Annotated in this window: 13 protein-coding genes and 1 pseudogene; 8 read left to right on the top strand and 6 right to left on the bottom strand. The window is 66.0% G+C overall.

Going from position 1 to position 17,918, the window contains the following annotated elements:
- Positions 1–181: pseudogene (locus tag KQ305_RS14050) on the top strand (DUF2062 domain-containing protein); the annotation flags it as partial.
- A 15-nt stretch (positions 182–196) separates the two neighbouring features.
- On the opposite strand, the gene KQ305_RS14045 reads toward KQ305_RS14050, so the two are convergent.
- Positions 197–385: a hypothetical protein gene (locus tag KQ305_RS14045; protein WP_216902222.1), complete on the bottom strand. Its 189-nt coding sequence runs from the start codon at positions 383–385 to the stop codon at positions 197–199.
- Positions 386–2,334: 1,949 nt separating this feature from the next.
- Here KQ305_RS14045 and KQ305_RS14040 point away from each other — a divergent pair.
- The 3 genes from KQ305_RS14040 to KQ305_RS14030 all read left to right on the top strand — a co-directional run bounded on the left by KQ305_RS14040 (position 2,335) and on the right by KQ305_RS14030 (position 6,101).
- Positions 2,335–3,405, top strand: a complete 1,071-nt coding sequence (locus KQ305_RS14040; protein WP_259726016.1) for a glycosyltransferase family 4 protein — start codon at positions 2,335–2,337, stop codon at positions 3,403–3,405.
- Entirely contained in the window at positions 3,398–5,515 is a 2,118-nt protein-coding gene (locus KQ305_RS14035; RefSeq protein ID WP_259726015.1) for a glycogen debranching N-terminal domain-containing protein, read from the top strand. Before KQ305_RS14040 ends, KQ305_RS14035 begins: the two co-directional genes overlap by 8 nt.
- A gap of 70 nt (positions 5,516–5,585) precedes the next feature.
- Positions 5,586–6,101, top strand: coding sequence for a DUF1993 domain-containing protein (locus KQ305_RS14030; protein WP_259726014.1), 516 nt, complete (start codon positions 5,586–5,588; stop codon positions 6,099–6,101).
- Between the two features lie 72 nt (positions 6,102–6,173).
- On the opposite strand, the gene KQ305_RS14025 is transcribed toward KQ305_RS14030, so the two are convergent.
- Complete coding sequence (locus KQ305_RS14025; RefSeq protein WP_259726025.1) at positions 6,174–8,504, bottom strand: bifunctional (p)ppGpp synthetase/guanosine-3',5'-bis(diphosphate) 3'-pyrophosphohydrolase; 2,331 nt, start codon at positions 8,502–8,504, stop codon at positions 6,174–6,176.
- 97 nt (positions 8,505–8,601) lie between these two features.
- Here KQ305_RS14025 and KQ305_RS14020 point away from each other — a divergent pair, with 97 nt between their 5' ends.
- Positions 8,602–10,212, top strand: a complete 1,611-nt coding sequence (locus KQ305_RS14020; RefSeq protein WP_259726013.1) for an ABC transporter ATP-binding protein — start codon at positions 8,602–8,604, stop codon at positions 10,210–10,212.
- 49 nt (positions 10,213–10,261) lie between these two features.
- On the opposite strand, the gene KQ305_RS14015 is transcribed toward KQ305_RS14020, so the two are convergent.
- Positions 10,262–10,756 carry a DoxX family protein gene (locus KQ305_RS14015; protein WP_259726012.1) on the bottom strand — a complete coding sequence of 165 codons (495 nt, stop codon included), beginning with the start codon at positions 10,754–10,756 and terminating at the stop codon, positions 10,262–10,264.
- 137 nt (positions 10,757–10,893) lie between these two features.
- On the opposite strand from KQ305_RS14015, the gene glgX reads away from it, so the two are divergent.
- Complete coding sequence (gene glgX / locus KQ305_RS14010) at positions 10,894–13,059, top strand: glycogen debranching protein GlgX (protein WP_259726011.1); 2,166 nt, start codon at positions 10,894–10,896, stop codon at positions 13,057–13,059.
- Here glgX and KQ305_RS14005 read toward each other — a convergent pair.
- A complete protein-coding gene (locus KQ305_RS14005) occupies positions 12,962–13,936 on the bottom strand; it encodes a VOC family protein (RefSeq protein ID WP_259726010.1) in 975 nt (324 codons plus the stop codon). The two genes, glgX and KQ305_RS14005, sit on opposite strands and share 98 nt — an antisense overlap.
- Positions 13,937–13,996: 60 nt before the next feature.
- Positions 13,997–14,917: a DMT family transporter gene (locus KQ305_RS14000; RefSeq protein ID WP_259726009.1), complete on the bottom strand. Its 921-nt coding sequence runs from the start codon at positions 14,915–14,917 to the stop codon at positions 13,997–13,999.
- Positions 14,918–15,229: 312 nt separating this feature from the next.
- On the opposite strand from KQ305_RS14000, the gene KQ305_RS13995 reads away from it, so the two are divergent.
- Complete coding sequence (locus KQ305_RS13995; RefSeq protein WP_259726008.1) at positions 15,230–16,036, top strand: SDR family NAD(P)-dependent oxidoreductase; 807 nt, start codon at positions 15,230–15,232, stop codon at positions 16,034–16,036.
- A gap of 38 nt (positions 16,037–16,074) precedes the next feature.
- On the opposite strand, the gene KQ305_RS13990 is transcribed toward KQ305_RS13995, so the two are convergent.
- A complete protein-coding gene (locus KQ305_RS13990; RefSeq protein ID WP_259726007.1) occupies positions 16,075–17,502 on the bottom strand; it encodes an NAD(P)/FAD-dependent oxidoreductase in 1,428 nt (475 codons plus the stop codon).
- A gap of 97 nt (positions 17,503–17,599) precedes the next feature.
- On the opposite strand from KQ305_RS13990, the gene KQ305_RS13985 reads away from it, so the two are divergent.
- Positions 17,600–17,854, top strand: coding sequence for a Nif11-like leader peptide family natural product precursor (locus KQ305_RS13985; protein WP_259726006.1), 255 nt, complete (start codon positions 17,600–17,602; stop codon positions 17,852–17,854).
- Positions 17,855–17,918 lie beyond the last annotated feature (64 nt).

Here is a 17,918-nt window from a genome sequence, read left to right as displayed (position 1 = left end):
GCTGGGACCCGGCAAGGGCTGGCCCGGCGGTCCGCTCCTGCATCACGAGACCCTGCGCCAGCTCGGCTGGGATTTCACCTCCCGGCTGCTGCTCGGTTCGGCCGTGGTGGGCGTTGTGCTGGCTCCCCTCAGTGGCCTCCTTTGCCTGCGGTGGCTGCAACGCCGGCAGCGGGCCTCCTGAGACAGGGGAACTCCCTCAGGATTCGGCCAGCCCCGGAAACACCATCAGGTCGATGTGGCCCCCGGCGGGCTGGCGCCATTCGCGGAATTCCGCCGCCAGGGCCTTGTGCTCGTGATCCAGCGATTGCGACTCCAGATCCAGCAGGCGCTGATGCACCAGATCGAGCGTGTTGTCGATGAGCTGGGCAGCCTGTTCGGAGGTCATGGCATCGCTGCGATGGAGAAAAGCCTGAGCTTCGACGTGTTGTAGAAGACGCCGCCCTGGTGGGCTGTAGCCACTGACACGGGCCGTCTCAACCGTCGGCGGACCCGCACCGACCTGAACGCGCTCGCCGAGGGCGGCGAAGAAGCGGCCATAGGCCCCGGGACAGCCGACCAGCAGCCGCAGGACGGGCGGACACGGGAAGCCCCTGTGTGATCACCGGCGGGCAATCGATAGCGTCACGATGAAACGACAATCAAGCTCAAAGCTGACCAAAATTTCCAATTCAGCATTCACTGTCAAGGCCTTTGGCTGCTACGTGCTGGCCCTTGGAATCACATTGATCGTCGTCCCGAACTTACTGCTGACGACGTTTTTGATGCCCGCGACCCATGAGGTGTGGATTCGTGTCGTCGGCATTCTTGTCCTTAACATTGGAGTTTATTATCTTTACGCTGCAAAATGCGAGTCGAGAGCCTTCTTTCAAGCCTCTGTTTACACCCGAGGTTTCGTCCTGGTTGGGTTTGTGGCGTTCAGCGCTCTTGGCCTCGCAAGCCCCATGTTGATTCCCTTTGGCGCCGTAGATCTTCTTGGTGGCATCTGGACCCAACTTGCGCTACGAGGTTAACGTCAAGACTGAGCAATCCCTTCCATCAGCCATGGTCACTATCACCGAGATCGCTCCAGACCTATTTCGCCTGTCCATTCATATGCCAGAGCTTGATAGGCCATTCAACCGCTTTCTGGTGCGCGATCAGCAACCATTGTATTTTCACGCAGGCCTGAAGGGGATGTTTCCCATCCTGCGGGAGGCTGTGGCGACGTTGATGGATCCAACTGAACTGCGACACGTCGCCTGGAGCCGAGCCAGGCTGCACATTTGTCGGGAGAGTCGTCAGCGTCGAAGACGACTCCATCAGGCCTGCAAGAGGAACGCAACCTGATCAAGTCCTGACGACAGGACAGTGCCGTTTTCGCTTTCTTGCCTCGCCCCACCTGCCCCATGGCTGGGATGCAGGCTTGATCTTTGAGGAAACTCAATAGAGATTATTCTGCTCCGATCTCTTTGATCATTTCGGAGATGCTGTTCCTATGACATCCGAGGATCTGATCGGGCCGGCGATGGCGGGAATGCACAAATACAGCAAGGTCCCTTAGCCTTCTATGTGTCATACACCCGCCAGACGGAATCCTTGCTGGCCACATTTGATGCGCTTGAGCCTGCAACATTGGCCGTCGTGCACGTCTCTTCCTACTCAAGCGAAAGCGGAGCCATGCTGAAAGACTTAGCTGGACCCATGCGGGATGTCTTTGCATGACACCTGAGGCGGTGGCGATCCGAGACGTCCTTCCGTACTGAGCCCTTGGCACACAAGCAGGTCGCCAGGACGTCAGGCTTGCCATGCCACTGGATGATCTGGTGAGTTTTGATGGTCGGCCGCCAACGGGATACGAGCCGACGGCAAAGTCCAACTCCAATGTTGCCCAAGAACGTTTGGTGAACCCTGGGAAGTCGCTGATCAGCACGCTTCCAAGTCATTCGGCCAGGGCTGAGAGCGTTCTTTCCGCTGGCTCCCTACCATTTCATCGAGAGAATGCCCGGGAGTAGCCACTGACGCTCAGATTCGCTGAGTCGCACCCCCTATCAGACACCTAACCGTTCAGCCTGCGCCTCGCCAGCGACCAGACGTCCAGATGCTTGTCAGAGAACCTGACGTTGCCAACCCGGCGCTCGGCATGATTGGCGTGAACAAGCCATGGCTCCCTCGTGCGGGCCTGCAGAAGCTTGCACAGGGGCGATGCCTACGGCCTGGCTGGTGTCCAATCACGCCTTACCGGCACAGCTCACGGCGCCCTGTCTGCTTGCAGCAGATCTGCTGTGATGGCTTCCATCCAAGGTTTTCTGCATAGGGTTGAAGGGAGTAGAAGACCTGAAGTGTGAAGGTGAAGGGATGAGAATCGCGCAGATTTCTACACTCCATGAGAGGGTTCCGCCTGTCGGATATGGAGGTACGGAAAGGGTTGTTCACTATCTCACCGAAGAATTGGTGCGACGCGGCCATGAGGTGGTCCTGTTTGCCAGCGGTGATTCCCTGACCAATGCCCAGCTCTGCCCATGCGTCCCACAAGCCCTGCGCCTGAGCGGTCAGGTGGCTGACGCCACGGTGCACAACGTGATCCAACTCGACCGTGTCATCGAACAGATTGACAACTTTGACATCCTTCACTTCCACAACGGTCACTTCCATTTTCCGTTGTCGCGCCTGCTGAGTGTGCCCCACTTGAGCACCTTGCACGGCCCACTTCACGCACCCGAGCAGAAGATGCTCTATGCCCACTTCCATCAGGTACCCCTGGTCTCGATCTCCGAAACCCAGCGCGAGCCGGTGCCCAGTGCCAACTGGCTGGGGAATGTTTACCACGGGCTGCCCAACGATCTCTATCGCTATCAGGCGACACCCAGGCCCTATCTGGCCTTCATTGGCCGCATCTCACCGGAAAAGCGCCTGGATCGCGCCATCGCGATCGCCACGGCCGTGGGCCTGCCGTTGAAGGTGGCCGCCAAGATCGATCCGGTGGATACTCCCTATTACCACGACCATATTGAGCCGCTGTTACGGGACAACCCACTGGTGGAGTTCATCGGTGAAGTGGATGACGCCGGCAAGCAGGATCTGCTGGGCCATGCGCTCGCCCTGCTGTTTCCGATCGACTGGCCCGAACCCTTCGGTCTGGTCATGATCGAGGCCAACGCCTGCGGCACACCGGTGATCGCCTGGCGCAACGGCTCGACCCCGGAAGTCATCCGCCACGGGGTCAATGGCTTCCTGGTGGCGTCGCTCGAGGAGGCCATCGCCGCGGTCGGCCAGCTCGAGCAGGTGGATCGCTCGCGGGTCCGCAGCCACTTCGAGGTGAGTTTCTCGGTCAGCCGCCAGGCCGAGGACTACGAACACCTTTACCGGCACCAGATCCAGGCCCATCGCTGCCAGAGCCGCGCTCACCGCAATCCGGTGCATGCCTGATCACCTGCATCCCTTCGTCCTCAAAAACGAAGAAACCTTCGCGATCCTGGATTCCCGAGGCGAGATCTGCCCGGACGTCCAGCACGATGTCGGCATCTTCCATCGCGGCACGCGCCACGTCAGCCGGCTGCAGCTGCTGCTGTGGGAGCGACCGCCCATGGTGCTGAGCGCCACCGAGCGTGGGGCGGTAGGCGTGCTCGTGAGCCATCTCAGCAACAACAATGACGGTGCCGGTGGCTCCGCAACGATGACGATCCACCTGGAGCGCACCACGGTCCTGACCGCCACCGCCTGCCTGCAGCAGTTCTGCTTCACCAGTTATGCGGACCAGTCGGTCCAGATGCCGCTCACCCTCCGCCTGGATGCGGACTTCCGCGACATCTTCGAGGTGAGGGGCTATGCCAGATCGGAGCGCGGCCGCACCGTCCGTCGCGGCGTGGGCGACACCCTGGAGCTGGTCTACAGGGGCCTGGATGGGGAGGATCGGGTGACGGTGCTGCGCCTGAGCGAACCGGTGCAGGACGTGGGAGAGGGGCACATCAGCCTGCAGATGAGCCTGGAGCCCAGGCAGACCCGGCGGCTCTTCCTGGTGCTGGATTTCCACCCCCTTTCCAGGCCGCTGGGCGCGGAGGATCACTTCAACGCCGCCATGGCCGCCACGATCCAGCGCTTCCGGGATGCTCGGCGCCACGCCGCTTCGGTGGTCAGCGACAACCCGGCCTTCAACAGCTGGCTGATGCGCTCCTTCTCTGACGTGCACCTGCTGGCCAGCCAAGTGGAGCATGGTCTCTACCCTTACGCTGGGGTGCCTTGGTTCAGCTGTCCCTTCGGCCGTGATGGCCTGATCACGGCGCGCCAGATGCTGATGGTGGAACCACGGCTGGCGCGGGGTGTGCTGGGTTACCTGGCCAACCGTCAAGCGGTTGGCCATGATCCCGCCCACGATGAGGAGCCGGGCAAGATCCTGCACGAATCACGGCTCGGAGAGATGGCGGCACTCGGGGAAGTGCCGTTCTCGAGGTACTACGGCGCCGTCGACTCCACGCCCCTGTTTCTGATGTTGGCAGGCGATTATCTCTGCCGCAGTGATGATCAGGACTTCATCGCCAGCCTGCTGCCTGAGCTTCTGGCGGCCATGGGTTGGATCCACAGAGCCGAAGCCAGCAGCTTCGATGGCTTCCTTCGCTACCTGCGGGAGGCGGAGAACGGCCTGCGCAACCAGGGCTGGAAGGATTCCGACGATTCCATCCACCACGCCGATGGCCGATTGGCCGAGGGCTCGATCGCCCTCTGCGAGGTGCAGGCCTACGCCTACGGTGCCCGCCGTTCGCTTGCCGGAATTCTGCGCCGTCTGGAGCGGGACGCTGAAGCGGAAATCCTGTTGGAGGAAGCCGCCGCCTTGCGCCAGCGTTTCCACCAGGCGTTCTGGACAGCCTCGATCGATTCCTATGCCCTGGCCCTTGATGGCGAAGGCCAGCCCTGCAAGGTGCGGACATCGAACGCCGGTCACTGCCTCCTGACCGGCATCGCCACCCCACAGGCGGCGGCGGCGGTGGCTCGACAGCTGCTGGCCCCCACCAGCTTCAACGGCTGGGGCGTTCGCACCCTGGATGAGCGGGAGAGCCGCTACAACCCGATGAGCTACCACAACGGCTCCGTCTGGCCCCATGACAACGCCCTGATCGGCATGGGGCTGGCCCGCTATGGCCATCGCTCTGAGGCCCTTCAGATCCTCACCGGCCTGTTCGAGACCGCCAGTGCGGTGCCGATGTTCCAGTTGCCGGAACTGTTCTGTGGCTTCCCGCGCCGGGAGGAGGAGGGCCCCACCTTCTACCCGGTGGCCTGCAGCCCCCAGGCCTGGGCCAGCGGCAGCGTGTTCGGCCTGCTGGAGGCGGTCACCGGCATGTCGATCGAGCGGGAGCACGGCAGCAGCCGGGTGGAGGTGCGCCTGCACAACCCCTGCCTGCCGCGGGGTCTCAACCTCCTGGACGTCAACGGGCTGAGGCTGGGGGACGAGGAGATCAGTCTTCAGTTCCACCGCAGCGATTATGACGTGGGTGTGATGGTTCGCAGTCGCACGCCAGGGGTGGACGTGCTGATCATGAAGTGAGTGCAGAGCAGGCTTGCGTTCCCTCTGCTCGCGGGAACTGTTAGACAGCATCAAGATCGCTGGGGGGGCCATGGGGAACGCCGAGATCAGCGAGATTCAGCGCATCTTCTCCACACGCCTCGAATCGCTTGGCTCGATTCTGGCCAAAGCCGAGGCGCATCTTCCAGACATCGACGCCTCGCTTCAGGCAAGACTGGCCCCTGACATGCTCCCGCTCGGCACCCAGATCGCCTTTGCCTGCAACCAACCCAGGGGATTTGCCCAATGGTGCGCCGGCCAAACCACCGACAACCTGGATCCAGCCGTTTCAACCATCAGCCTGGCTCGCCCCCACATCGCGTCCACCCAGGCTCTGCTGCAGACCATCGATGGCGACGATGCCAGGCTGGACGAGGTCAAACACACAACGCTTGGCCCTGGGCTTTACACCGAAACATCGGCACGGCTGTTCGTCAGCGACTTCTGGATCCCCAACTTCTACTTCCACATCACAACCACCTATTCCATTCTGCGGATGCTGGGAGTGCCTCTGGGGAAAGCGGACTTCATGGGCTTTCTGATACCCCATGTCAGGCAGCTGCCCTGAGCTTCGGTCCCTGCTCCGCACGCCGACCAACCGCCGACCACCCGCATCCTGGGTCACACGTCGCTTGATGGCTCAGCCGATGCCGGTGCGGCAGAGGTCGAGCACGTCGGCCATCGAGCGGATCTGGTCCATGGTGATGCGCAACTGGGCCGCACTGAGCAGCTCGACACGCAGATCGATGCGGGCCGGCTTGCCGGCACTGGTGCGCACCCGGGCATCGCTGACGTTGATGCGGTGGTCGGAGAGGCGCATCAGGATGTCCTTCAGCACACCCACCCGATCGAGCACCTCGATCCGCAGCCGCACCGGGTAGCGCCGCTGCTGCGCCTCCCCGAGCGGGTTCCAGCGCACCGGCAGCCGCCGCTCCACTGGCACCTGGGGCACGTTGGCGCAGTCCTGGCGGTGGATGGTGATGCCGTGGTTGCCCAGGGCCACGGTGCCCACGATCCCCTCGCCAGGCAGGGGGCTGCAGCAGCCGCCCAGCCGATACTCCAGTCCCTCCAACCCCAGGATCGGACTGTTCGAAGGGTGCCCATGGGGGGCGTGGCGTGGCTGGGCCGCCGCCACCCCGGCCGCCACCTCTTCATTCGTGGGCGCGGGAGTGGCGGCGGCGGTGCTCAGGCGCACCTCCTCCCGCAGGCGATTCAGTACCTGCTGCAAGGTGACCCCCCCGAAGCCCAGGGCGGCCAGCAGATCCTCGGTACCCACCAGGTTGCAACGCTTCGCCACCCGGGCGATCGCCTCCCCGTTCAGCAGGGCATCGAAGCCGTCGCGCCCCAGTTCCCGCTCGAGCATCTCGGTGCCCCGCTGGATGTTGTCATCGCGGTGGCTGCGCTTGTACCAACCCCGGATGCGGTTGCGGGCCGTGGGGGTGGCCACGAAATTGAGCCAGTCGAGGCTCGGGTGGGCGTTCTTCGCCGTGATCACCTGCACGAAGTCGCCGTTTTGCAATGGCGTGGCCAGGGGACAGAGGCGGTCGTTGATGCGCACGCCCTGGCAGTGGTTGCCCACCTCCGAGTGGATGCGGAAGGCGAAGTCGACGGCGGTGGAACCCTTGCGCAGCCCCACCACATCCCCCTTGGGGGTGAACACGAACACCTCCTCGTCGAAGAGGTCCTCCTTGATCGAGGCCAGAAAGTCGCTGCTGTCCTCGCCGCCGTCGTCCTTCTGCCAGTCGACCAGCTGCCGCAGCCAGTTGAAGCGCTCGGTGTCCCCCGCCGCCGGTGAGCCCCCCTCCTTGTACTTCCAGTGGGCGGCGATGCCGTACTCCGCCACCTGGTGCATGTCGGTGGTGCGGATCTGCACCTCGATCGGCCGGTGGCGACCGATCACGGCGGTGTGCAGCGACTGGTAGCCGTTGGGCTTGGGAAGGCCGATGTAGTCCTTGAAGCGGCCGGGGATCGGCCGGAAGATGTCGTGCACCACCGCCAGGGCCCGGTAGCAGCTCTCCACGCTCGGGCAGAGGATCCGCAGCGCCGCCACGTCGTAGATCTCGTGGAACGCCTTCTGCTGGCGCTGCATCTTGCTCCAGATGCCATAGAGGTGCTTGGGCCGGCCACTCACCTCGCAGGCCTGCAGGCCCGCCGCGGCCAGGCGATCGCGCAGCAGCTGCACCGTGGCGCCCAGGCGCTCCTCCCGTTCGCTGCGCTTGGTGGCGACCTGCTGCTGCACATCCCGATAGGACTCGGGCTCCAGCACCTTGAAGGCCAGATCCTCCAGTTCCCACTTGAAGCGGCCGATGCCCAGCCGGTTGGCCAGGGGGGCGTAGATGTCGCGGGTTTCCCGGGCAATGCGCTGCTGCTTCTCGGGCTTGAGGGCCCCGAGGGTGCGCATGTTGTGCAGGCGGTCGGCCAGCTTGACCAGCACCACCCGGATGTCGCTGGCCATGGCCAGGAACATGCGCCGCAGGTTCTCCGCCTGGGCTTCGGTGCGGTTGGTGAAATGGATGCCGCCCAGCTTCGTGACCCCCTCCACCAGGGCGCGCACCTCCTCGCCGAAACGGGCTTCAATCTCCTCAGGGGTGACCTGGGTGTCCTCCACCACGTCGTGGAGGAAGCCGGCGGCGATCACCGCCGCACTGGCGCCGATGTCGCGCAGCAGGCCGGCGACGGCGATCGGATGGACGATGTAAGGCTCGCCGCTGGCCCGGAACTGGCCGTCGTGGAGCTGGTAGGCGAAGTCGAAGGCCGTGGCCACCAGAGCCTCAGGATCGACGGTGCCTGACTCCACGCCTGGAGGCTGCAGCTGCTCAAGGCTCTGACGCAGCCAAGCCGGCAGCGGAACGCCGTAGCTGCGCTCAGGACTTGCTGGTGCCGCGGCCTCCAGCACCTCATGCCCATCAGAAGCTGGGACCGAGGCGTAAGCCACCGGAGGGGAACCTGGATCGGGCGCCACCCTCAGCATCACACCCTTCAGGGTCCCCCCATGGTATGGGGCAATCGTCACGAACCAGGGGATTTGCGCATTCGACCATCCAGAATGGGCTCCGCCGGCCCCATCCATGGCCCCCAGAGCCCCGTCCATCCCCCCGGCGCCGGTGCTGAGGATCGGCGCTCTGCAGGTGCGCTATCCCGGGAGCGAGCGGCCCACCCTCGATGGTCTCGACCTGACGCTGTCGGCTGGCGAGCGCCTGGCCCTGGTGGGCCCCTCGGGCTGCGGCAAGAGCACCGTGGCCCGCGCCGTGCTGCAGTTGCTGCCCCCAGGCAGCGTCTGCGAAGGGGAGTTGCTGCTGACCGGCCAGGACCCCCGCCAGCTCAGGCGCGCCGCCCTGCGCCGGCTGCGGGGCGAGGCGGTGGGGCTGGTGTTCCAGGACCCGATGACCCGGCTCAATCCTTTGCTCACCATCGGCGAGCACCTGCGTGACACCCTGGCCGCCCACCGTGGTGGGGGCCGCCAGCGGGCCCACGAGCTGCTGGCCCGGGTGGGCATCGACCCAGAGCGCTATGGGAGCTTTCCCCACGAATTCAGCGGTGGCATGCGTCAGCGCCTGGCCATCGCCCTGGCCCTGGCCCTGCAGCCGCCCCTGGTGATCGCCGATGAACCCACCACCAGCCTGGATGTGGCCGTGGCCGGGCAGGTGATGGCCCAGCTCAGCGATCTCTGCACCGAAACCGGCAGCGCCCTGCTGCTGATCAGCCACGACCTGGCCATGGCCGGCCGCTGGTGCGACCGCATCGCCGTGCTCGACCAGGGGCGTCTGGTGGAGGAGGCCCCCAGCCGCCAGCTGCTCACGGCACCAGCCTCCCCGCTGGCCCAACGGCTGGTGGGGGCTGCCCGGCTGCGGGAGGGTGGCCACAGCGAGGCCCCCGCCGCCACGCCGGTGCTGCTGGAGGTGGAGGAACTGCGCAGCTGGCATCCCCTGCCCTCCCTGCCCTGGCAACCGCGCTGGATCAAGGCGGTCGACGGGATCAGCCTGACGCTGCACGAGGGCGAGACCATCGGCCTGGTGGGGGCTTCGGGCTGCGGCAAGAGCAGTCTCTGCCGCGCCCTGATGGGGCTGGCGCCGGTGCGGGGCGGGGCGGTGCGGCTCCAGGGCGTCGACCTGCGCCAGCTGCGGGGCCGCTCCCTGCGGCGGGCCCGGCGACGTCTGCAGATGGTCTTCCAGGACCCCCTGGCCTGCCTCAATCCCCAGATGACGGTGGGGGAAGCGGTGGCCGATCCCCTGATGATCCATGGGCTGGCCAGCCGCCCGGAGGCCCGCCGTCGCGCCCGGGAGCAGCTGGCCCTGGTGGGGCTGGATCCACCCGAGTCCTTCGAAAACCGGCTGCCCCGCCAGCTCTCGGGCGGTCAGCAGCAGCGGGTGGCGATTGCCCGCGCCCTGATCCTCAAGCCCCAGGTGCTGCTCTGCGACGAGAGCGTCAGCATGCTGGACGCCGAGGTGCAGGCCGAGGTGCTGGCCCTGCTGCGGCAGCTGCAGAACCAGCTCGGCCTCGGCCTGCTGTTCATCACCCACGACCTCTCGGTGGCCGGCGGTTTCTGCCATCGGGTGCTCGTTCTCGACGGCGGCCGCGTCGTGGAAGAGGGCGCCGGTGCCGAGCTGCTGGCCCATCCCCAGGCGCCCATCACCCGCACCCTGGTGGAGGCCTGCCCCCGCCTGCCCGCCCTGCCCTGATTCCCCGCCTGCTGGGCCGCGCCCGCTGGCTCCCCGGGCGCTGTCGCGCTCAGAGGATCGCGCGCAGCAGGTCGGCAATCAGCAGGTTGTCGAGGGAGAGGAGGCCGCCACCGGAGGTGATCAGCACCAGGCACATCACCACATACATGGCCGCCTTCTCCCAGCTGGGCGGCTCACCAACACCCATCGGTCCGGCGTAGTCCCCCTCAGGGATCTGATAGGGATCCGGAGCGATGAACGGTGTCCCGGAGACCAGCTCCAGCACCATGGCGTAGGCCATCGACACCAGGATCGCGAGGGCCGCCAGGGGGGTGAGCAGCCCTGGGATCAGGGCGATGCCGGCGCCCCACATCGAGGCCGCCGACAGGAAACAGAGCCATTGCGGCGTCTTCATCGCCGTGGACCACGTCCTGAGGTTGCGCAGCTTCGGCCAGCCGTGGCGGATGAATGCCAGCCCCACGAACAGGCGCAGCACCAGCAGTCCGGCACCCGCCGCCGGGGAGGGGCCGGTGGGCACCAGCAACGTGACGATCTCGAGATCCATCAGTGAGCGAAGCAGTGGAACGGCTTGCCGGCTCAACGTAAGCAGGGTGAGCGGTCGGCGCCGCGGCAAGGCGAAACCGCGGCCTCTGGCCATCATTCAGAACAGGGGGTCCCTGCCATCCCCCCCCTGCCGATGCCATGACCTCAAGCACGGCGGCCCTGCCGACACCGGGAAGCAGTGCCCCCCTGGGCGCCTCGCTCAGCGAAGGCGGTGTCAACTTCAGCCTTTACGCCCGGCGGGCAACGGCGGTGGAGCTGTGCCTGTTCGAGCGCGTCGATGACGCCGTGCCGAGCCATCGCGTCGCCCTCGATCCCGCCCGGCATCGCACCGGTGGCTACTGGCATGGCCGAATTGAGGGGATCGGGCCCGGCCAGCTCTATGGCTGGAGGGTGGAGGGACCCTGGCAGCCACAGCTGGGATTGCGGTTCGATCCGGCCAACCTGCTGCTTGATCCCCATGGGCTGGCCCTGGCGATGCCGCCGGGCTATGGCCGCGCCCCTGGCCGCAGCAGTGCTGGCGACTGGGGCAGCGCCATGAAGAGCGTGGTGGCCGATCCGCTCGCCTACGACTGGCAGGGGGATCGGCCCCTGCACCGGCCCTCGCGCGAGACGGTGATCTACGAGCTGCACGTGCGCGGCTTCACCGCCCACCCCAGCGCCGGCCTGCCGCCGGAACAGGCCGGCACCTACCGGGGCCTGATCAGCAAGATCCCCTACCTCCAGGATCTGGGCATCACGGCGGTGGAGCTGCTGCCGGTCTTCGCCTTCGATCCCCTGGCGGCCCCCAGCGGCCACCGCAACTACTGGGGTTACCAGCCGATCTCCTTCTTCGCGCCCCACCCCGGCTACGCCTGCAGCAGCGATCCCCTGGCGGTGATCGATGAGTTCCGCGATCTGGTCAAGGCGCTGCACCGCGCCGGCATCGAGGTGATCCTGGATGTGGTGTTCAACCACACCGCCGAAGGAGACGCCGAGGGGCCGGCCTTCTGCTTCCGGGGACTGGCCGACGGCGATTACTACCTCCAGAACGGCGATGGCACCTACATCGATGTCACCGGCTGCGGCAACACCTTCAACACCAACCACCCGGTGGTGCGGCGCCTGATCCACCACAGCCTGCGCCACTGGGTGCAGCACCTGCATGTGGATGGCTTCCGTTTCGATCTGGCCTCGGTGCTGGACCGGGACCAGACCGGCCAACCCACTCCCCTGTCCCCGATCCTCTGGGACATCGACACCGATCCGGTGCTGGCGGGCACCAAGCTGATCGCCGAGGCCTGGGATGCCGCCGGGCTTTATCAGGTGGGCAGTTTCGTCGGCGACAACTGGCAGGAGTGGAACGGACGCTTCCGCGACGACGTGCGCCGCTTCATCAAGGGGGATGACGGCCTGGCGGCCAGCGTCGGCCAGCGGCTGATCGGCAGCCCCGACATCTACGGCCACAAGCAGCGTGAAGCCGAAGCCAGCGTCAACTTCATCACCTGCCACGACGGCTTCACCCTGGCCGACCTGGTCAGCTACAACAGCAAGCACAACGATGCCAACGGCGAAGACAACCGCGACGGCAGCGACGACAACGCCAGTTGGAACTGCGGTGTCGAGGGGCCCTCGCAGGAGCCCGATGTCGTGGCCCTGCGCTCACGGCAGAGCCGCAACCTGCTGACCCTGCTGCTGCTGGCCACCGGCACACCGATGCTGGCCATGGGGGACGAGATGGGCCGCAGCCAGCAGGGCAACAACAACGCCTACGCCCAGGACAACCCCATCAGCTGGCTTGACTGGTCGCTGTTGCAGCGCAACACCGACCTGCATCGCTTCGTGCGGGAGCTGGTGACGTATCGCCAGCGCCGTGATGTGGTGGTCAACGCCCGCAGCCTCAGCCTCGGCGAGCTGGTGCAACGCCATCAGGTGAGCTGGCATGGGGTCGAGCCGAACCAGCCCGACTGGAGCGACAGCTCCCATGCCTTCGGCGTGACGATCACCAGCATCGGCCAACGGTTCCGCTGGCACGCCATGGTCAACGCCTGGTGGGAACCACTGCACTTCCGCCTGCCCGCCGCCGAGGCCGGCCCGCACGCCTGGCATCGCTGGATCGACACCTTCCGGCCCAGCCCGGAGGACGTGGTGCCCTGGGACTGCGCGCCGGCCCTGGCGGGGGACACCTACACGCTGCAGCCCCGTTCGGTCGTGGTGCTGATCGTTGAGCTCAACCCTGCAGCAGCTGCAGCCGATGGCCATCCGGATCGGCCAGCTGCAGGGCCCGATCAGCTCCGATCACCTCAGCCTGCTGCCCCAGCGCAATGATCCCGCCGGAGACGAGGCGGCCGCCGAGGGCCTCGGCCCGAGCGGCGATCGCCTCCAGATCCGCCACCCGCAGGCGCAGCTGCCAGTGGGCCAGGTCCTGGGCACCGTGATCGGCCGGCATCGGCCGGCCGCCGGTGGGCTCGCGGTAGTCGAGGCACTCCACCCCGGCGCCGCTGGGGCAGCGATGGCCGGTGATGCGCACCCGGGTTCCCGTCAGACCATCAAGGCCATCCTGCTCAAGACCGCTGTTGACGCCGTCCCCTCCGGCGGTCAGGCCCAGGAGCTCGCGGTAGAAGCGGCCGCTGGCGGCGGTATCGGCGATGCCGATGGCGCTGTGGTCGAGGCCCAGCAGCGGCCCGGGCGCCTCAAGGTGCCAGCGAGCTTCCCCCTTGTCCGGCGGAAACTGCAGCAACTCCAGCGGATGGCCCTCCGGGTCGCGGAACTTGCAGGCCACGATGCCGGCGGCGGCCGTGTTCCAGTCCGGCAGCCGCTGGGGCGCCGTGGAGATCGGCGTGATCCGCCCGGCCGCAACGGCTGGCTGCAGCAGGGCCAGGGCCGCCGCCATATCGTTCACCACCAGGCAACCGTGCTGGAACCAGCGGTCGTTGCTGCGCGAATCGGCCGGGACCGGCCGGCCAGGGCGGGTGCCGCCGGGAAGCTCAAGCACCTCGGTGAGCTCCAGCACCTCCGCGCCGATCGCCAGCCGCAGCAGCTTGAGGCGGGCTCCGGGCAGTCCGACCAGGGTGGTGTAGGGGCCACCATCCACGATCCGGGCGTCGTTGCAGCGTTGGAAGCCCAGGGCTTCGACGAAGAACGCGGCGCTGGCTCCGGCATCGGCAGTGGTGAAGCCGACGCTCTCGATGTGGGGAAGCCTCATCACCGGCAGGTCACCAGAGGGATGGTGCCAGTCAAAGGGAGAGCGCCGGACATGGCGACGTCAGGCGATCAAATCAGGTGTTGGTCGCGGCGGGTTCTGCCAGACCAGGCTGAGCACGCCGCCGGTGCAGATCAGCACGGTACCGGCCACCACGCCGAGATTCGGGATCTGATCAAACCAGATCCAACCGATCAAGCCAGCGAAGATCACGGACGAATACTGAAAGGCTCCGATAGCGCTTGGATCGGCAAAACTGTAGGCGCGAATCAACAGCAACTGGAAGCTGAGCAAGCAGATGGCCGAGGCCAGTACCAACAGGAGTTGATCTGCCGTGATGCTCTGAAAACGCCCCACCATCATCAGACTGGATGTCAGGCTGCCGATCGCCAGAAAATAGGCAAGCTGGGTAAATGCAGACTCGCTCCTTCCCAGCGCTTTCACAGCCAGAAACTCAATGGCGCAGACGAATCCGGCCGCCAGGCCAAGCAGATCGCCGGGCTTGTTGAGGAGGCTTGCATTGGGCTGAACGACAATCACCATGCCGGCGAATCCCACCGCCAACGCCTTCCAGAGATTGAGAGGAATCCGTTGCTTGAGAACCAGCCAGGCCAGCAACGGTATGAACATTGGTGTCGTATTCAGCAGGACATTGGCATTGACCAGATTCACCAGCTTGGCAGCGGCCATGAAGAGCAGGAAGCCCCCCATGCCCATGCCGCCGCGGAGCAGATGCAGGGGCAACACAGCGGTGGGCAGATCGCGACCGCCGCGCAGGACCAGCACCGGAGTCAGCAGGAGCAGTGCCAGGACGAAGGTGAGCCAGGTGAACGTCAACGCATCCATCTCGGCACCCACCGCCCGCGCGAAGGCGCTCTGGAGTGTGTTGGCCAGGAACGCTGCCACCAGCAGGGCCGCTCCTTTCGCCACCGAAGCGGCGGCCTGCTCGTTCCCCCCCGGCTTTTGCAACAGACGGCCACCCATAGGGGCTGGATCCACAGTTGTCACCAACAGACTAGAGATGGTGACCAGAGTTGTGGAACCATGAACGGGTTCCGCAACAGAGCAGGAAACGCAACAGCGCCAGCCATGACGGCCGAGGATTGTTCAGCCATCGACGCCATGATCGGAGCCTGAAGATCATCAGCGTGAGGGCGAACGACACGGCCCAGGGCACAGCGTCCCGGTGCAGAATGATCAGTTTCTGACGACATCAACCCTGTTGGGCCCGTTCGGTCGTCGTCACTAGGATGAGGGTGTGAGTTTCTCACCCCATCCCTCTCCTGGCCCCACCCGATGAGCAGCTCCAACCCCCTGGCCGGCAAAGCCCTTTCCACCCTGCTGCAAGGCAAGGTCGCCATCGTCACCGGTGGTAACAGCGGCATCGGCAAATCCATCGTTGAATACCTGGCCGAACTCGGCGCCAAGGTGGTGATCGATTACCGCTCCCATCCCGAAGCCACCGAAGAGCTGGAGCGTGAAATCGGCGCCTATGGCGGCAGCAGCTTCGGGGTTCAGGCCGATGTCGGCAAGCTCGATGACCTACAGAGGCTGGTGGACGCCGCCGTGGCGAAATACGGTCGGCTCGATGTGATGATCAACAACGCCGGCATTGAAACCCGCACCTCGATCCTCACCACCACCCCGGACAACTTTGACAAGGTTCTGGATGTCAACCTGCGCGGCGTCTTCTTCGCCACCCAGTTCGCCGCCAAGCAGATGATCGCCCAGGGGGGAGGCGGCCGCATCATCAACATCTCCTCGGTGCACGAGGACTGGCCGATGCCCGACAACACCCCCTACTGCTGCGCCAAGGGCGGGGTGCGCATGCTCACCCGCACCGCGGCCCTCGAGCTGGCGCCCCATGGCATCACGATCGTCAACGTCGGCCCCGGCGCCGTGGCCACGCCGATCAACGATTCCACGATGAACAATCCCGAGCTGCTGGCCAAGCTCAACGCCGCCATCCCCATGGGCCGCATGGCGCAGCCGGAGGAGATCGCCAAGGTGGTGGGCTTCCTCGCCAGCGACGCCGCCAGCTACATCACCGCCACCACGATTTTCGCCGATGGGGGCCTGATGCACAGCAGCCCCGGCCTCTGAGCTGGGGCCTGGGGGCTTGCGGTGCAGAGGCTGGCTTTTCAGGCCGCCGCTGGCTGCTCCGCGGCTTCGGGAGCGGAGTCCTCCGCCCGTTCCGCCCGCTCCAGGCCCACCTCCACCCCCATGTGCTGGTCGGTCCGGCCGGTGATCAGCAGGCTGGACCGCCGCTGGGTGGCGATCACCCACAGCCACTTGGTCAGCAGGGTGAGGCGGTTCTCGTTGGCGGGCATGAACGCCAGGTGGGCCAGGCCCCAGAGCAGCCAGCCCAGCGGCCCGGTGAACTTCAACCCCCGCAGGTCGGCCACGGCGCAGAGGGGACCGATCACCGCCATGCTGCCGAAATCGAACCAGCGGAAGGGGGCCTGGCGCTGACCGCCCAGCTGGGCCAGCAGATCCAGGGCCACCCAGCCCCCCATCTGCACCGCCGGTCCAGCCATGCCCGGCAGGGGCTTGCCATCCACCGTATGGGAATAGGAGCAGAGATCGCCCACCACCCGGATCTCGGGATGGCCGGCAATCGAGAAATCGGGCGCGACCACCACCCGTCCGCCGCGATCGACCGCGCAACCGGTGCGGTCCGCCAGCAGTTTGCCGAGGTGGGAGGCGCGCACCCCGGCACTCCAGCAGATGGTGGCCCCCTCCAACACCCGCTCGCCGGGGGTTCCAGGCGCCGGCGCCTTGAAGGCCACCGTCAGACGGCCCGCCTCGATGCTCTGCACCCGGCCGCCCAGCACCAGCTCGACGCCGCGGGCTTGCAGGTAGTCGGCGGCCGCCTCCGACAACTCCGGATCCATGGCCCGCAGCAAGCGGTCGCCGGGATCCACGAGCCGTACGCGACAGAGTTCGGGATCCAGCTGGCGGAAGTCGCGTGCAGCCGCGTGGCGCATCAGCTCGTTGATCGATCCAGCCAGTTCGCAGCCGGAGGGGCCACCGCCGACCACCACCACCGACTGCAGAAAGCGACAGCGTTCCGGATCCGGGGTCTGCTCGGCCTCCTCCAGGGCCGCCAGCACCCGCCGGCGGATCTCATCGGCGTGCTCGAGGATCTTCATCGGCGGCGCCAGCTCACGCCATTCTTCGTGGCCGAAGTAGGTGCTCCCAGAGCCCGTAGCCAGGATCAGGCTGTCGTAGCGCAGGCGGCGGTCATTGAAGACCACCTCCCGGGCGGCGGCGTCAAGGTCGCTCACCTCGCCGAGCAACACCTGCACATTCGCCGCCTTGGCCAGCAGCAGGCGCAGGGGCGTGGCCACATCCCCCTCGGACACCAGGCCCGAGGCCACCTGATAGAGCAGGGGCTGAAAAAGATTGAAATTCCGTTTATCCACCAGGGTGACCCGCACCGGCTTGCCCGCCAGCCGATGGGCCGCTTTGAGGCCCGCGAAGCCTCCACCCAGGATCACGACATGGGGCCAGCCCTTCATCACGGCGTCGCTCGGCTCAAGCTCAAGGAAGAAGCGTTCCTTTGGCATCGATGCGCCGCTCTGGATATCTGAAAGGTAGGGGCAATCTCCCTGCCTGGGAGCGCTGTCCTGCCAGGATGCACAGTCCCTGACCCGCTGGCTGCCCGTGTCGCTCTCCGCCCTGCAAGCCTTCCTTAGCAGCGCCGCCGTCGATGGGCAGCTGCGCCAGAAACTCCAGGCCGCCGCTGGGGTCGATGACATCGTTGCTCTGGCCAGCCGCCACGGCCATGACTTCAGCAAGGCCACCCTGCTCAAGGCCCATGCCGCAGCCATCAGCAGCGCCCCGGACCACAAGCTGGAAGCGATCAACAGCTGGGGCGACGCCCTGATGCAGGCCTTCGGCGCCAGCGACAAGGATTGAAAATGGTTGCCCCGCCAGGTCGGGGTATCGCCACAATGCTGTAGCAAAAGATCACAGACCCAGG

This window comes from Synechococcus sp. CS-1332 (genome assembly GCF_025127995.1).
In the GTDB taxonomy this organism is placed as follows: domain Bacteria; phylum Cyanobacteriota; class Cyanobacteriia; order PCC-6307; family Cyanobiaceae; genus Cyanobium.
The sequence above is the reverse complement of the archived record's forward strand: the minus strand, read 5'-3'. Positions and strand labels throughout refer to the sequence as shown.

Coding starts and splice junctions, on each gene's coding strand:
- KQ305_RS14045 (WP_216902222.1), bottom strand. CDS start 385: ATGACCTCCGAACAGGCTGCCCAGCTCATCGACAACACGCTCGATCTG.
- KQ305_RS14040 (WP_259726016.1), top strand. CDS start 2,335: ATGAGAATCGCGCAGATTTCTACACTCCATGAGAGGGTTCCGCCTGTC.
- KQ305_RS14035 (WP_259726015.1), top strand. CDS start 3,398: ATGCCTGATCACCTGCATCCCTTCGTCCTCAAAAACGAAGAAACCTTC.
- KQ305_RS14030 (WP_259726014.1), top strand. CDS start 5,586: ATGGGGAACGCCGAGATCAGCGAGATTCAGCGCATCTTCTCCACACGC.
- KQ305_RS14025 (WP_259726025.1), bottom strand. CDS start 8,504: ATGCTGAGGGTGGCGCCCGATCCAGGTTCCCCTCCGGTGGCTTACGCC.
- KQ305_RS14020 (WP_259726013.1), top strand. CDS start 8,602: ATGGCCCCCAGAGCCCCGTCCATCCCCCCGGCGCCGGTGCTGAGGATC.
- KQ305_RS14015 (WP_259726012.1), bottom strand. CDS start 10,756: ATGGATCTCGAGATCGTCACGTTGCTGGTGCCCACCGGCCCCTCCCCG.
- glgX (WP_259726011.1), top strand. CDS start 10,894: ATGACCTCAAGCACGGCGGCCCTGCCGACACCGGGAAGCAGTGCCCCC.
- KQ305_RS14005 (WP_259726010.1), bottom strand. CDS start 13,936: ATGAGGCTTCCCCACATCGAGAGCGTCGGCTTCACCACTGCCGATGCC.
- KQ305_RS14000 (WP_259726009.1), bottom strand. CDS start 14,917: ATGGGTGGCCGTCTGTTGCAAAAGCCGGGGGGGAACGAGCAGGCCGCC.
- KQ305_RS13995 (WP_259726008.1), top strand. CDS start 15,230: ATGAGCAGCTCCAACCCCCTGGCCGGCAAAGCCCTTTCCACCCTGCTG.
- KQ305_RS13990 (WP_259726007.1), bottom strand. CDS start 17,502: ATGCCAAAGGAACGCTTCTTCCTTGAGCTTGAGCCGAGCGACGCCGTG.